General features: G+C 37.3%; 15 protein-coding genes and 1 riboswitch. Of the genes, 2 read left to right on the top strand and 13 right to left on the bottom strand.

Annotated features, from left to right (window positions below; translation table 11 throughout):
- The first annotated feature begins 135 nt into the window (after window positions 1-135).
- The gene (locus ACYIAM_RS08330) at window positions 136-594 is read left to right on the top strand and encodes an STY0301 family protein (RefSeq protein ID WP_483747935.1); all 459 of its coding nucleotides are present in this window, start codon (window positions 136-138) and stop codon (window positions 592-594) included.
- 72 nt (window positions 595-666) lie between these two features.
- Here ACYIAM_RS08330 and thiD read toward each other — a convergent pair whose 3' ends face one another.
- The 13 genes from thiD to ACYIAM_RS08265 all read right to left on the bottom strand — a co-directional run bounded on the left by thiD (window position 667) and on the right by ACYIAM_RS08265 (window position 12,715).
- Entirely contained in the window at window positions 667-1,461 is a 795-nt protein-coding gene (thiD, locus tag ACYIAM_RS08325; protein ID WP_483747934.1) for a bifunctional hydroxymethylpyrimidine kinase/phosphomethylpyrimidine kinase, read from the bottom strand.
- 11 nt (window positions 1,462-1,472) lie between these two features.
- Window positions 1,473-2,114, bottom strand: coding sequence for a thiamine phosphate synthase (gene thiE, locus ACYIAM_RS08320; RefSeq protein ID WP_483747933.1), 642 nt, complete (start codon window positions 2,112-2,114; stop codon window positions 1,473-1,475).
- Window positions 2,115-2,126: 12 nt separating this feature from the next.
- Window positions 2,127-2,912: a hydroxyethylthiazole kinase gene (thiM, locus tag ACYIAM_RS08315; RefSeq protein WP_483747932.1), complete on the bottom strand. Its 786-nt coding sequence runs from the start codon at window positions 2,910-2,912 to the stop codon at window positions 2,127-2,129.
- A 54-nt stretch (window positions 2,913-2,966) separates the two neighbouring features.
- A riboswitch (TPP riboswitch) is annotated at window positions 2,967-3,068 on the bottom strand.
- Between the two features lie 39 nt (window positions 3,069-3,107).
- Entirely contained in the window at window positions 3,108-4,469 is a 1,362-nt protein-coding gene (gene trkA, locus ACYIAM_RS08310) for a Trk system potassium transporter TrkA (protein ID WP_483747931.1), read from the bottom strand.
- Window positions 4,470-4,577: 108 nt separating this feature from the next.
- Complete coding sequence (gene trpS, locus ACYIAM_RS08305) at window positions 4,578-5,573, bottom strand: tryptophan--tRNA ligase (RefSeq protein WP_174797609.1); 996 nt, start codon at window positions 5,571-5,573, stop codon at window positions 4,578-4,580.
- 23 nt (window positions 5,574-5,596) lie between these two features.
- On the bottom strand, window positions 5,597-6,292 hold the full coding sequence (locus ACYIAM_RS08300; protein ID WP_483747930.1) for a phosphoglycolate phosphatase: 696 nt from the start codon (window positions 6,290-6,292) through the stop codon (window positions 5,597-5,599).
- A complete protein-coding gene (gene rpe / locus ACYIAM_RS08295) occupies window positions 6,285-6,962 on the bottom strand; it encodes a ribulose-phosphate 3-epimerase (protein WP_174797611.1) in 678 nt (225 codons plus the stop codon). The genes ACYIAM_RS08300 and rpe overlap by 8 nt, the downstream gene beginning before the upstream one ends.
- Before the next feature lie 38 nt (window positions 6,963-7,000).
- Complete coding sequence (locus ACYIAM_RS08290) at window positions 7,001-7,822, bottom strand: Dam family site-specific DNA-(adenine-N6)-methyltransferase (protein WP_174797612.1); 822 nt, start codon at window positions 7,820-7,822, stop codon at window positions 7,001-7,003.
- 48 nt (window positions 7,823-7,870) lie between these two features.
- Window positions 7,871-8,704 (bottom strand): SPOR domain-containing protein, encoded by an 834-nt coding sequence (locus tag ACYIAM_RS08285; protein WP_483747929.1) that lies wholly within the window; start codon window positions 8,702-8,704, stop codon window positions 7,871-7,873.
- A 67-nt stretch (window positions 8,705-8,771) separates the two neighbouring features.
- A complete protein-coding gene (aroK, locus tag ACYIAM_RS08280; RefSeq protein WP_065638066.1) occupies window positions 8,772-9,293 on the bottom strand; it encodes a shikimate kinase AroK in 522 nt (173 codons plus the stop codon).
- A 186-nt stretch (window positions 9,294-9,479) separates the two neighbouring features.
- The gene (gene gutQ, locus ACYIAM_RS08275; RefSeq protein ID WP_483747928.1) at window positions 9,480-10,442 is read right to left on the bottom strand and encodes an arabinose-5-phosphate isomerase GutQ; all 963 of its coding nucleotides are present in this window, start codon (window positions 10,440-10,442) and stop codon (window positions 9,480-9,482) included.
- Window positions 10,443-10,639: 197 nt separating this feature from the next.
- Window positions 10,640-11,263, bottom strand: a complete 624-nt coding sequence (locus ACYIAM_RS08270; RefSeq protein WP_483747927.1) for a LysE family translocator — start codon at window positions 11,261-11,263, stop codon at window positions 10,640-10,642.
- A 9-nt stretch (window positions 11,264-11,272) separates the two neighbouring features.
- Window positions 11,273-12,715: an LTA synthase family protein gene (locus ACYIAM_RS08265; RefSeq protein WP_174797616.1), complete on the bottom strand. Its 1,443-nt coding sequence runs from the start codon at window positions 12,713-12,715 to the stop codon at window positions 11,273-11,275.
- A 571-nt stretch (window positions 12,716-13,286) separates the two neighbouring features.
- Here ACYIAM_RS08265 and ACYIAM_RS08260 point away from each other — a divergent pair.
- Window positions 13,287-14,159 (top strand): type VI secretion system Vgr family protein (locus ACYIAM_RS08260; RefSeq protein WP_483747926.1); only part of this gene is annotated, 873 nt, incomplete at its 3' end.

Genomic DNA, 14,159 nt, shown 5'->3' with positions numbered 1-14,159 from the left:
TTGTTATGCTACCTTATTGAAATTTCAATTTAAAACAGAAATAACAAAAAATTTGTTTAAGATATTGGCATATTTTGGGGAATGCTAGAATGCTTTTATCTGTTTATTAAAAAGCTATTGTTAGAAGGATATATTATGAAAGGTAAAATATTGAGTGTTACTGTGGCTATTATGACTTGGTTTGGTGCGGTTTTTTTTGTTAATGCTTATCAGATTGATTGCCCACAAAAAATCAAGGTTAAAGAAGAGGTTGAAAACATGCCTGATGGGTGGGAGGTTTCTGACGATATAAATAGTTTGACTGTATCGTTTAGCAGCATGATTGTTTATTACGATAATCCTTCTAGAATGGGGGCTTTAAAACCAGCAAAAGGAACGGTTGATGGTAAGAAACATGAGTTAATATGGGAAGTTAATCACTATACGGACGCTGAACCTTATTATGTTGTTTGCTCTTATAATGTAAGAAGAATTGAGTTAATAAAAAAAATTGATTTATCAATGAAAAGTTGTTGGGCTGACTATTCTAAAAATGAACAAGGAAAAAAAGGGACACTTACCTGTAGCACAAATGAAGCAAAGAATCTGCATTAGTTAAGGTATGGGATTGGTTGTTATATACAATAGGTGACAACTTAAATCCCATTTAGTTTGTTTATTGTGCGATTACCACCAACGGTAAAAATGGTGTGTTGGTCCAATCCCTTTCCCTATATTTAAATCGTTAGCATGACTAATTGCGCCATGTAGATAATTTTTGGCTTGGGCTATTGTCTCTGATAAGCTGTTTTTAGGTAATAATGCGGCAATCGCTGCGGATAATGTGCAGCCTGTACCGTGGGTGTTTTTTGTTTGAATGCGTGGAGCGGTTATTTTAACTGTGTTATTTTGAGTGATTAAATAATCAGGGCTTTCATTGCTGGGCAAATGTCCTCCTTTCATTAATACCGCTTTACAGCCTAACTTGAGTAATTCATGCCCTTGCTTTTGCATATCATCTTCGTTTTTTGCTTCGTCACAATCAAGTAGTGCAGCGGCTTCTGGTAGATTGGGAGTGATGATGGTCGCTAGGGGGAGTAAAAGTTCACGAATGGCTGTGATGGCGTCAGGTTTTAGTAGCGAATGTCCCCCTTTGGCGACCATGACGGTGTCTAAGACGATGATCGGGATTGGATTGGTTTTTAGCAGGTGGTGGACGGTTGTGACTATTTCTTTATTCATGAGCATTCCCATTTTTACGCTATCAATTTGAATATCTTGATAAAGCGTATTAAATTGGGCTTCAATAAATTCGGGCGAGATCGCTAATACCGCATCAACCCCTTGTGTGCTCTGTGCCGTTAGGGCCGTGATGACCGACATGCCATAGGCGCCAAGTACAGAAAAGGTTTTTAAATCGGCTTGAATACCTGCACCACCGCTAGGATCAGATCCTGCAATGGTCAATGCAATTGTTGTCATAATAGTATTTCCTATTTAACCTGCTTGATTTTATTAATAAGCGATAACGTTGCTTGTTGAATATCTTTTTTGCCACATATAGCCGAAATCACCGCAACACCGTCAATACCTGTTTGGATAACATTAGTTACATTGTTTTCATCAATGCCTCCAATAGCAACCGCAGGGCGCTGCTTTAGTACTACTAACTTGGTTAACTGTTCGATTCCCAGTGCTGCCGTTGCATCTTTTTTGGTTGTTGTTGGAAAGATAGGACCAATACCAATATAATCAACCAGTTGCCAAGGAGTAGTATCAAGTTGTTGGCGGTTAGATACTGAAAACCCTAACCATTTGTCTGTGCCAATAAGTTGGCGAGTGACATCAGCTGGTAAATCACTTTGTCCAATATGTACGCCATCGGCATTAACTGCTAAAGCAATATCCACATGATCATTTATAAATAGTGGGACAGGCGTATCACTTAGTGTTTCTTTCAATGCTAATGCTGCTTGATACCAATCTTTACCTGCCAGTTCTTTTTCTGATCTTAACTGTATAGCGGTTACGCCGTTTTTGACAGCAATTTTTGTTGTATTGACCATACCACTAATACCACCACAGAGTAGTGGATCGAGCACTAAATAAAGGGTTAAATCCAGTTGTTTTTTCATCTTCTATCCTTATTAAAGCGATGGGTTAAATAGTGAGAGTTGATCTAATAGAGATACTGCAAAGGTGCCTAATCCTTGCTGTTTATTGGCAAGTTCAGCGGCCTTTTTCATCATAAAACATGCCGAGGCGGTAGCAGATAAAATGTCAGGCGAATTGGCTATAAAGGCTGCTACCATGGCGGATAACGAACATCCTGTTCCAGTCACTTTTGTTAACGCTATATCACCACCTATTATGCTATAGATGATGTTGCCATCGGTGATGTAATCGATATCTCCTGTCATTGCAACGATAGTTTGATATTTTTGCGCAAGCTCTTGGGCAGCGGTTAAAGCTGATTGGGTTGAGTCTTGACCGTCAGGTCCTTTTGCCGATGAGTTTTGACCGTTTAGCGCTAATATTTCTGAGGCATTACCACGAATTACCGTTGGTTTTAACGACAATAATTGATATGCAAATTCAGTACGATAATTAAGCGCAGGTCCTACAGCGACAGGATCGAGTACCCATGGGGTTTGTGTTTGCTGAGCTTTAGCTGCTGCTAATAACATACTTGTGGCTATGCTGCTGTGAATGGTGCCAATATTAATCAGTAAACTATCGGCAATGGTAACAAATGCCGCAACTTCTTGCTCGGCAATAACCATTGCCGGTGATGCACCAATAGCAAGTAGTACATTGGCGGTGAAATTTTGGACTACATCATTGGTTATGCAATGCACGAGTGGGCGTTGTTGTTTAATGTGATGGATAAAAGCAGTTGCTTGGTTGGTTTTGAATGACTTGACTGCTGGCATATTTCTCCCCTCCTTATATTTTATATATGTTGGGAAGAATTGACCAATTTAGTGAATTTATGGCTTAGACTTCCCTACGCTGGCATAATCCAGATCAGGTTCAACGGGTAAAATCTCAGTTTTTTGTTGAAACAAAAAACACCCCGAGTCGAAATTTATTTAATTATTATGGACTGATGATCTATTTTTAACAAGTTATTGTAATAATTTTTCAATGTCCGTAATTGCCTTTCTATCTGGCAAAAATATGATTAGATGATCATTGTCTTCTATCATTAAATCGGTATTAACGATAATGACATCTTCACCGCGCACTACAGCTCCAATGGTTGCACCAGAAGGCAGTTTTAAGCCATTAATATTTTTGCCAACGAGTTTTGATGTTTCACTACGACCAGTGGCAACAATTTCGACAATTTCGGATTCACCTTGTCTTAATGATACCACTTTAACAACGCCTGTTTGTCTTACATGACTTAACAGCTCTGAAATCGTAGCGTGCTGTGGGGAAATTGCAATATCAATCACACTATCATTAATCAGTTCAAGATAGGCTTGGCGTTGAATCAATACAATCACTTTTTTAGCTCCCATCCTTTTAGCAAGCATGGAGGACATGATATTGGATTCATCATCATTGGTAACAGCAATAAACAGATCAGTAAGTTCGACTTGTTCTTGTGAAAGTAATTCTTGATCTGATGATTCACCATGTAATACTGTTGTATTAACGAGTTGCTCAGCGATTAATTCGGCTCGCTCAGCATTTCGCTCAATTAATTTGACGTGATAGTCATTTTCTAAACGTTTTGCTAAAGCGACAGCCACGCCACCACCACCACTAATAATGATACGTTTATAGGGCTTTTCTAACCGTTGTAACTCACTGGTCACCGCTTTGATATTGACGGGTGGGGTTATAAAGTAGACCATATCACCGGCTTCAATAAGGGTGGAACCAAGCGGGCGGATAAAGCGATTTTTACGATAAATTGCCACGACACGAGCTTCAACATGTGGTAAATGCTCTTTAAGTCCAGATAATTCACTGCCAACTAACGCACCGCCATAATAGGCAGTCACAGCCACTAAACAGACACGATTATGATAAAAAGACGCAAATTGTAGCGAACCAGGATATTGTACTAATTGACTAATATGATTAGTGATAAGGTTTTCTGGGGCAATGATATGATCGATATTAATACAATCTTTATTGAACAGCGGGTAATTTTCGTCATTGTATTCAGGCGCTCGAATGCGTGCGACCTTTTGTGGGATTTTAAACATAACATGACCAATTTGGCAGGCCATCATATTGACTTCGTCAGAATTCGTTACAGCGACAAGCATATCCGCTGATTCAGCACCGGCATTTTCTAATACTTGAGGATAGGATGATTTCCCACAAATCACCTGTAAATCGAAACGTTCTTGTAGAGATTGTAATTTGTCATGGTTTTCATCAACCACAGTAACATCGTTTTGTTTTTCGGTAACGAGATATTCAGCAAGCGCACTACCTGTTTGTCCGGCACCAAGAATAATAATCTTCATAACTAACCTGTATAGTTAAATGGCTTTAATTGTTGCCAATTTATTTAGTCTATTAAAGCCATTGCATACTGTTTTATTTTTAGTAATAATCAATTATTGATTTGGCAATTATACAAAACCGATTGCATCATAGACTTTTTTCAAAGTTGGTTCGGCCTTTGAACGTGCTTTTTCGGCACCTTCTTGCATGATTGAAAACAGATAACTTTCGTCATCCCGGTACTGATGATACTTGGCTTGTAAAGTAGTTAGCATATCGATGACTTGCGTTGCAACTTCGGTTTTGAGATGGCCATACATTTTGCCTTCAAATTCTTTTTCAAGCTCGGCAATCGGTTTACCTGTCACGCCAGTTAAAATATCAAGTAGGTTTGAAACACCAGCTTTATTTTTTATGTCGTAACGTACCACTGGCGGTTCGTCAGAATCGGTCATCGCACGTTTGATTTTTTTCTCAATATCTTTAGGATTTTCGAGTAATCCAATCACATTATTGCGGTTTTCATCTGATTTAGACATTTTTTTAGTTGGCTCTTGCAGTGACATAACGCGGGCGCCCACTTTGGCAATAAATGGCTCAGGAACAGTAAATATATCGCCATAAAGTGCATTAAAGCGCATAGCAATATCACGCGATAATTCAAGATGTTGTTTTTGATCGTCGCCAACAGGTACTAAGTTGGCTTGATAAAGCAAAATATCGGCAGCCATCAGCACTGGATAATCAAACAAACCGGCATTAATGTTTTCAGAATGACGAGACGATTTATCTTTAAATTGAGTCATACGACTGAGCTCACCAAAATAGGTGTAACAATTTAATGCCCAGCCTAATTCGGTATGTGCTGGGACGTGTGATTGTACAAAAATAGTGCTCTTTTGGGGATCAATGCCGCAAGCTAAATAAAGCGCTAATGTATCTAATGTGGCTTTGCGTAGTTTGTCGGGATCTTGGCGTACAGTGATCGCATGTTGATTGACGATACAATAAACGCAATCATATTCACCTTGCAGAGCCACCCAATTTTTTAACGCACCTAAATAGTTGCCAAGTGTTAATTCTCCTGAAGGCTGAGCGCCACTAAATACAATCGGTTTACTCATAATTTGTTCCTAATTTATGCTAATTATTTTTTTGCATCAGCTTTTGGCTGAGGTAATAATGTTAATATGTCTTTAAAATCATCTAATAAAAAATCAGGGTTGCTGGTTGCGATCGAAATACCATAGTTATAGCCATAGCTTAAGGCGATGGTTGGACAGTTAGCATTTTGAGCGGCGGTAATATCATTTTTAGAATCGCCAACAAAAAGTAACTGATCACTAAACAATCCAAATGTAGCCATTACTTGATACAACGGCGCTGGGTGTGGTTTTAATTTAATCACATCACCACCACCAAGTACTAACGAAAAGTACTCTTTTATACCTAAGGAAGTCAGCAAGGCCGGTAAAAATTGAGCAGGTTTATTGGTCACTAATGCCAGCGGATAATGATTATCATGAAGCACTATTAGGGTTTCTTTAACATTGGGAAACAGTTTCGTTTCTGCATCAATAACTTTATCATAATGCTGGTTAAATAGATTTTTAGCTTTTGCAAGTAGCTCAGTTGATGGATCAACTTGAATTGCTTGAAATACTCGCTCGAGCATGATATCAATACCATTACCGACAAAATTTTTGACTTGTTCATTGCTAATTGTCGGTAGATTCAGCTCTGCCAACATATTTTGTGTAGCCAGTGCCAGCCCCGGCACACTATCAACCAATGTACCATCTAAATCAAATGCGATTGCTTGAATATCTTTTAGTTTATTCATGTATAACTCCTGCTAACTCTTTACGCATGGCATCAATGACGGTTTTATAATCAGGCTGGCTAAATATGGCGGAGCCTGCAACAAACATATCGGCACCTGCTTTGGCTATTTCCGCAATATTTTCAACTTTTACGCCACCATCAACTTCTAAACGAATATCGCGCCCAGATTCAATAATACGCTGTTTGGTTTGTTGTAATTTCTTAATTGTGGAAGGTATAAACGATTGTCCTCCAAAACCTGGATTAACACTCATTAATAAAATAATATCAATTTTATCAATAATATAATCTAAACAATCAAGCGGTGTGGCAGGGTTAAGCACAATACCTGCCGTGCAGCCGTGATCTTTAATTAATTGTAAAGAGCGATCCAAATGAATAGTCGCTTCTGGGTGGATAGAGATATTGGTTGCGCCAGCTTTGGCAAAAGCGGTGATGAGTTCTTCAACCGGTGATACCATTAAATGGACGTCAATAGGTGCGGTAATGCCATAGTCTCGCAGTGCTTTACAAAACATAGCTCCCATGGTTAGATTTGGTACAAAATGGTTATCCATGACATCAAAATGGATAACATCAGCACCAGCATCAAGCACTTTTTGAGTGTCCTCACCAAGACGAGCAAAATCAGCTGATAATATTGATGGGGCAATAATAAATTTTTTCATAACCTACCTCTAATAACTCACCTTATATTCAAGCCTGATTATGACTTTTTATATAATGCTAAGATCTCGTCGATTTTTTTACGACCTTCACCTGCACAGCTAATTGAACGTCGCATTTCTGCTTGATAAAGATGACTTGCTTTACTATAAAGGCTCATTGTGTAATCAGTATAATGATTAGACACTAATACCGGTATATCTTTTTTATATGCCATGGTTTCAGCCAATTGTGACAAGTTTTTATGTTCTTCAAATCCAAAAATATTTGAATAATAAGCAGTAAAACCCGCTGATTCATTTGGAGATACATAGGGCGGATCACAATAAATGACCGAATTTTTTTTCGCTTTCTTCATCACCTCGTGATAAGGTGCGCAAATAAACTGTGCTTTTTGCGCTTTTTCCGCAAAAAAATAGAGTTCTTTTTCAGGAAAATAAACGGTCTTGTAACGCCCAAATGGTACGTTAAATAGTCCTTTGTTGTTATAACGACATAAGCCGTTATAACCATGCCGATTTAGATAGACAAATAATAGTGATCTAAAATACTGGTCTTGGCTGCGATTAAATACTTCTCGAAGCTGATAAAACGCTTCAGGTTGATTATTTTGAGCGACAAATAGCAATTTCAAGTCATGGATAAATTGATCAGGACTTGATTTTAGCAATTTGTATAATGAAATTAAATCATGATTAATATCCGCTAAAATATAACTTTTGTAGTTGGTATTCAAAAATACGGAACCAGCGCCGACAAAAGGTTCAATCAGTTGATCACCTTCTGGCAGATATTGTTTAATTGTTTCCACTAGCTCATATTTTCCTCCAGCCCATTTTAAAAAGGCTCGGTGCTTCTTCAACGGATGCTCCTATTTGTCGTTGATCGGATAAATAAACGATATTCTTTGCTATTTTGATGCTTTTTCTTTATTAATCGTTGCACCCGATTTAACCCATGGTTTGTCTTTTTGTAGTGCACTTGGTAAAGCCTTGATTGCTTTATGTGCTTCATCTACTGATGAATAGTTGCCTTTGATTAAAATAAACCATGAACCATCTTTATGTTTAGTTTCATAAATATGGTAATCCGTTATATTGTTTTGTTTAACGAATTTTTTTAAACCTTCAACTGATTTAGATGCACTAAGCTGAATGACATAACGATCATTTTTTATCTTAATGTTTTTTCCTAAATCACTATTTTCATCTTTACGACTAGCTGAGTTTTTATTATGGCTATTTTTTTTTGTATTGGTTGATTGTGTAATATTTGTATTACTAGACTTATTAGTATTAGCTCTGCTATTTAATATTGTCGCAGAATGACCATTTACTCTATAACCCCTATTTTGATTATTTGCTGATGAAGTTAGGCTATCATTTGTCTCATCATCGGATTCAAGTGGCTGTTGCATATTCGCTTGATTTAATGCATTGTCTGAAAGCACTTCCTCTATCGAATCAGCAATTCTAGTTTGATTTTCACTAAACCCAACTGCATTATTGGTTTCTTCTGTTGAAGTGACACCATTAACCTCTGGTGGCGTTAATGGTGTTGCTTCTTTTTTACGAGCAGAATGAAAGATAATCAAGCTAAGCAATAAAAGCATCACAATAGCTAAACAGAAAATAATTAATTTTTTCTTTGGAAAATCTTTAAAAAGGTTTGGCAATTTTAATGAGAGCGTAGAGTCCTTACTAGGTTGTTCTGATATATAACGGTCATCTTTATCTACACGCATACTTACTCCTTAACCTATCAAAAGATTTATTGCTTTATGATTAGCCATTATCCCTAAAATAAATGACTTAAATCTGCTCTATTTTATCAATAATATAACTTGCAACACCTTTAGCACTTTGTTCATCGGTTTTAATTGTAATATCGGCAATTTCTTCGTAAAGTGGTTCGCGCTCACCGGCAAGCTCTTCGTAAAGCTCTCGAGGTGTGTTACCGCCTTGTAATAAAGGTCGACGTTTATCTTTTTGTGTTCTTGCCATTTGTTTTTCAATGGTTGTTTCAAGATAGACAACAATTCCTCGAGCGGATAATCGATTGCGTGTCTCTTTAGATAAGACAGAACCTCCGCCAGTTGCAAGAACAACCCCCTGTTTTTCAGTCAATTCATTAATGACTTTTTCTTCTCTGGCACGGAATCCGTCTTCCCCTTCTAGGTCAAAAATCCATGCAATATCGGCGCCGGTACGTTTTTCAATCTCTTGATCCGAGTCAAAAAAATCCATACCTAGTTGTTGTGCAATTTGTCGGCCTATTGTGCTTTTTCCTGCCCCCATAGGGCCAATTAGAAAGATATTTCGCTTTTCTGCCATTGTAGTTTCATCATCTATTAATTTTGGTTAAAATATACAACACAATATCAATTTGATGTGATTCAAAAAACCAAACCAGAATTCAATTGTGTAACTTTTCTTTGATCTCCGTCTAACGACAAAAATTTAGGACGGTAATTATCTCAATAGATAGCACCTTTTGGCAATAGGTATTTATCAATAGTTTTAGCTAATACCAGCTTGATGCAAATCATGGATGTTTAACGCGCCTACTAATTCACCTTCACTGTTAACCACTGGAGCGGCGGTAATATTATGATCATTAAATGATTTTAACGCTTCAACCGCTTTCCATTTTTCAGGGATGCGATGCCCTGGGCTGGTCATAACGTCCATAATGCTATCTTGTAATGTACCATTTTTTAATAATAATCGGCGTAAATCGCCATCGGTAAATACACCCGTTATTTTATTATTATCCTGACAGATTGCAACTAAACCTACACCTGTTCGACTTAATTCTAGCATGGCATCTAACACCGTTGCCGTTTGTGAAACTTTAGGAATCCGCTCACCGGTTCGCATTACATCGCTCACATGATTGAGTAATTTGGCACCTAAGCTACCAGCAGGGTGAGAGCGTGCAAAATCTTCTTCTTTAAAGCCTCGTGCGCGCATGACAGCAATTGCTAGCGCATCGCCCATTAATAACGTGTTGGTTGAACTTGATGTTGGTGCAAGCCCCATTGGACATGCTTCTTTTTCAATTGAAATATCAAGAATGGCTTGGGCTGATTTAGCCAGCGGTGAATCTAATCCTCCAGTAATAGCAATAACGGGTACTTTCATTTCGGCAAGAATAGGTAAAATTAAATTAAATTCCTTGGCTCGGCCTGAGTAAGAAATTAAAACAGCTATATCGTTTGGTGTTACCATTCCTAAATCGCCATGCAAGGCTTCTGATGGATGCATAAAAAATGCTGGACTGCCTGTACTGGCTAATGAAGCCGCAATTTTTTTACCTATATGCCCAGACTTGCCAATACCTGAAACCACAACTTTACCTTTGGTGCTTAAAATAAGCTGGCATGCGTTAACAAAATCCTTGCCCAGTCGATCTGGTAATTTTTGTGCTTCGTGTATCTCTAATTCAAGAAGCTCTCGACCATATTGTAATAATTTATCCATTTCAATTAGCCTATTGAATAAAAAAGTGAACGGTTAATCTATAATCGGTAAATAAAGGCAAAATGATTATAAAGCTAAATTAGTATCAGTTTAACAATTAACGGGAGAATATTCAAAGAAGAAAGCCTATTTGTAAAAAACTTTCAGAAAAGTATGCTTTTTAGTATGAATATCTATCCCCCTTAAACTTTAATCATTTAAACTCCCAAAATAACTTTAATTCCCAAGATAATTAAAATGATCCCAAGTAATTTATCAATTATAAATTGAATTCTAAAATAACGCCGTTGCACGCTTTGTGTTTGAAAAATAAATACCACAAAAGGCCACCAAAAAACGGCTTCAATCCCAATAATCATTGCAACGATAAGCTTATCCATCGTTGAGGATTCGGCATCAAGTACTTGAGTAAAAATAGCTAGAAAAAATAAGGTTGCTTTAGGATTAAGTAAATTACATAAAAATCCTTGTATAAAGGCTGATTTTGCCGAAATTGACGGTTTGTTTTGTTGCTTACCTATATAGGTCGTATTTGGTTTTGCGGCAATTAATGCCTTTATACCAAGCCATATTAGATAAGCAGCACCTGCATAACGTAAAGCATTATAAAGTAGCGGTGTGGTAGTGATGAGTACTGCAATGCCTGCAACACAGTAGCTCATATGAACTAAAATGGCTGTGATGACACCTAAACAGGTGAGTAAAGCCAATTTACGGTTATAACTCAAACTATTTTTTAGTATTAAAAAGAAATCAGGTCCAGGTGAAATCATTCCTAAAAAGCTGATTGTGGTGACTAAAATGAATGTATCAGACGTCATTTTGTTTGCCTATTTGAACACTTGGGCTGAATTATTGATTGTTGCAATGGTGGATTTATTTTGTTCAATAAACTGTTTTTTATCAAAATTAGGCTCGGTTAAATAGTCTGTCAAAAATTTGGCGTTACTTTCAACTTGTGCGCCGTTTAAAATTAAACGCGGCAAATCTATTTGATAAATGGTTTGATCAGACGTTTTTTGTAGATCTTGTGTGCGTGCATTTGTTAATAAATAAAGTTTGCGCTCTTTTTTTGAAAGACGATTGATTGTTGGTGTGCCAGAACCCATCATTAAATGATCTGGAAAAATGTAAAATACCGTGTTTTCCAATAATCCTTTATCTTTTAATTGTTGGATAAAAAGTCCTAAGTTATGATCTAACGAAGCTGCAACAAACGACATATTATCCGTCTTTGGTGAAATAACCGATCGCATTCTTTCATCAGCAAAACCATTTGGTGCATGGGTTGAAACAGTTGAAACAAACAAAGCAAAGGGTTTGTTTGTTTGGCGCATTTCGCTAATTTGTTTTTGTGCAACATCAAAAATATCTTTGTCATACAACCCAAAAGGTGCCGGTGGATATTGTCCAACATAGTTTTTTTCGGAAATAACTTGCATACCAAACAGCTCAGCAGTATGACCAATGCCAGCAAAATCAGGGCTTGCCATGACATAACGGGTTTGATATCCCGCTTGTTTAAGTACATCCCCCAAACTGACTAAGTTTGTTTTATCTGCACGCATTAATGGTGATGTGGTATAGCCGCCAATTAAAAAAGGCATACCGGTCATATAAGTGTACATTGATGCGGTAGTCCAAGTGCTACCAGAACTCATTGGCATATTAGCGAAAAAGGTATAATTTTGACGTAGTTGTCGTAAATTTGGCGTTATATCTTCAACATCAAAAAAGCCTTGTTCAAACGATTCCAAAGATAGCACAATAATATTTTTACCCTGATGGCTAACAAGCTGATTTTTGTTGGTATAGTTAGTCATATTGAGTGATTGTAACGCTTGTTCAAATGGCTTACGAGGTGCGCTCGTGACTTGATAGATTTCGTATAAACGGCTGAATGGGCCATTGTGATAACTAATTGATGCTATTGCTAAAAATGCTAATAACAAGCGGACTGCTAAATGACATTTGCGTTTGCACAAATCAGCGAGTTTTGTTAGCAAAAATATAAGGGTAAAAAAGACAACAATAACCAATACAGCTTGCAATTTAAAAATAAATAACCCTTCGATGATGTCATTAATGTTTAAATTTACATAAAACTGATAATCAATAAAGCCACCACTAAAGTAGATAGAAGTGAGCTCCATTACAATAAAAACCGTCAGCAAAGTTATGGTTAAAAGTTGCCATTTTTTCTGTTTAAAAAGCGAGGCAAAAACAATTGTAATAATAAAAAGGGGTAAAATAATTAATGTCGATAATGGCATACGATCTGTTACTCAATCTATTCAAAAATCAATTTTGCCAAAGTATATACTTAATACACAAAAAATAAAAATATCGGCTAATGTGTAGAAAAACACCGAGTTGTTTACTCTGTATGATTAAAATAATTTGCTAAAACTGCATAAGACATTTTATTCCCTCCGTCGCTTAAGCAAATTTTTCATTTATAGAAGGATTATCCCCTATTTTATTGGTGCAAAATTAGAGTATTTTTTGTAAAAAATATTCAGGAATCTATACCGTTTCAGCGTAAAATTATTTTAAATTTAATGATTTAATAAATCTGATTGATAAGTCATCAAGTTGCTTAAATCGTTTGTTCGACAAAGGGATTAAGCCACTATCACTTACTGGTTTAACTAACATAAACCAGTAATATTAAACAAATATATTAAAAAAAGACTAAATTTTACACTAAAAATAGTGTATGCTTTTTAGCTAAAATGTCTGTTGTTTGCACTCAGTAATGCTGAGTATAAGATTAAATAATAACTAAAATAAAAATAACACCGATTAATTTTTATAAACTGGATATAAGGGGGGGAGGAAAACATGTCAAATGAACTTAATCGTCTTTTGGGGCAACTCGGGGACGGGTTTAGCGATTTAATGGCGGGGTTGAGTGGGGTTAGCCATAATCGCTATACCTTAACGGTTGACGGGCTGGGCGTGCCGATGTCGGTTTTGCATGTTGAGGGTGATGAGTCGTTAAACCAGCCTTGGCGTTATGTGATTACTTTTACCAGTACTGATAAAACCTTATCGCCTGATGCCTTTCTTAACCAAAAATCGACCTTCTCTTTTAATCCGGTTATCAATAAACCATTAACTTCCGCTATCCGCTCATTAAGTGATTCACCCACGTTGACGAATAAACGCACCTTGCATGGGGTGATTACCGAATTTAGTCAGTTATCGGTCAATAAAGATGAAGCGCACTATCAGGTGGTGTTATCTTCGTGCTTAGCACGGCTGGCTGTCGGGCAACATAATGCCATATTTCAAAATCAAAGTGTGGTGAGTGTGGTTGAAGAAGTGCTGCGTAGTCATGGTTTGACGGGCATTGATTACCGTTTAGAACTAAAAGATAGCTACCCAGAGCGGGAGTTTATCACCCAATGGCAAGAAAGTGACCTTGCCTTTATTCAACGCATTTTAGCTGATGTTGGTATTTGGTTTCGCTTTGAAACGCATGCTGAGCACCACTGTGATGTGATGGTGTTAAGTGATTATGAGCAAGGCTATGCGCAAGTGGCCGATATCGACTATAAACCGCCCAGTGGCATGGCAGATACGGACGTGGAAAGCGTTTGGGATATCAGCCTACATAGTGAAGTGGTGGTCTCCTCAGTCAAGGTACAAGACTATAACTACCGTGATGCCCTCGCCGATTTACAGGGCGAAATAAACTCCCAACCCAAAGAC

Source organism: Gilliamella sp. X-60 (assembly GCF_057063585.1).
The sequence above is the reverse complement of the archived record's forward strand: the minus strand, read 5'-3'. Positions and strand labels throughout refer to the sequence as shown.

Excerpts from the sequence above, each read along its gene's own strand:
- ACYIAM_RS08330 (WP_483747935.1), top strand. The coding sequence starts at position 136 with ATGAAAGGTAAAATATTGAGTGTTACTGTGGCTATTATGACTTGGTTT.
- thiD (WP_483747934.1), bottom strand. The coding sequence starts at position 1,461 with ATGACAACAATTGCATTGACCATTGCAGGATCTGATCCTAGCGGTGGT.
- thiE (WP_483747933.1), bottom strand. The coding sequence starts at position 2,114 with ATGAAAAAACAACTGGATTTAACCCTTTATTTAGTGCTCGATCCACTA.
- thiM (WP_483747932.1), bottom strand. The coding sequence starts at position 2,912 with ATGCCAGCAGTCAAGTCATTCAAAACCAACCAAGCAACTGCTTTTATC.
- trkA (WP_483747931.1), bottom strand. The coding sequence starts at position 4,469 with ATGAAGATTATTATTCTTGGTGCCGGACAAACAGGTAGTGCGCTTGCT.
- trpS (WP_174797609.1), bottom strand. The coding sequence starts at position 5,573 with ATGAGTAAACCGATTGTATTTAGTGGCGCTCAGCCTTCAGGAGAATTA.
- ACYIAM_RS08300 (WP_483747930.1), bottom strand. The coding sequence starts at position 6,292 with ATGAATAAACTAAAAGATATTCAAGCAATCGCATTTGATTTAGATGGT.
- rpe (WP_174797611.1), bottom strand. The coding sequence starts at position 6,962 with ATGAAAAAATTTATTATTGCCCCATCAATATTATCAGCTGATTTTGCT.
- ACYIAM_RS08285 (WP_483747929.1), bottom strand. The coding sequence starts at position 8,704 with ATGCGTGTAGATAAAGATGACCGTTATATATCAGAACAACCTAGTAAG.
- aroK (WP_065638066.1), bottom strand. The coding sequence starts at position 9,293 with ATGGCAGAAAAGCGAAATATCTTTCTAATTGGCCCTATGGGGGCAGGA.
- gutQ (WP_483747928.1), bottom strand. The coding sequence starts at position 10,442 with ATGGATAAATTATTACAATATGGTCGAGAGCTTCTTGAATTAGAGATA.
- ACYIAM_RS08270 (WP_483747927.1), bottom strand. The coding sequence starts at position 11,263 with ATGACGTCTGATACATTCATTTTAGTCACCACAATCAGCTTTTTAGGA.
- ACYIAM_RS08265 (WP_174797616.1), bottom strand. The coding sequence starts at position 12,715 with ATGCCATTATCGACATTAATTATTTTACCCCTTTTTATTATTACAATT.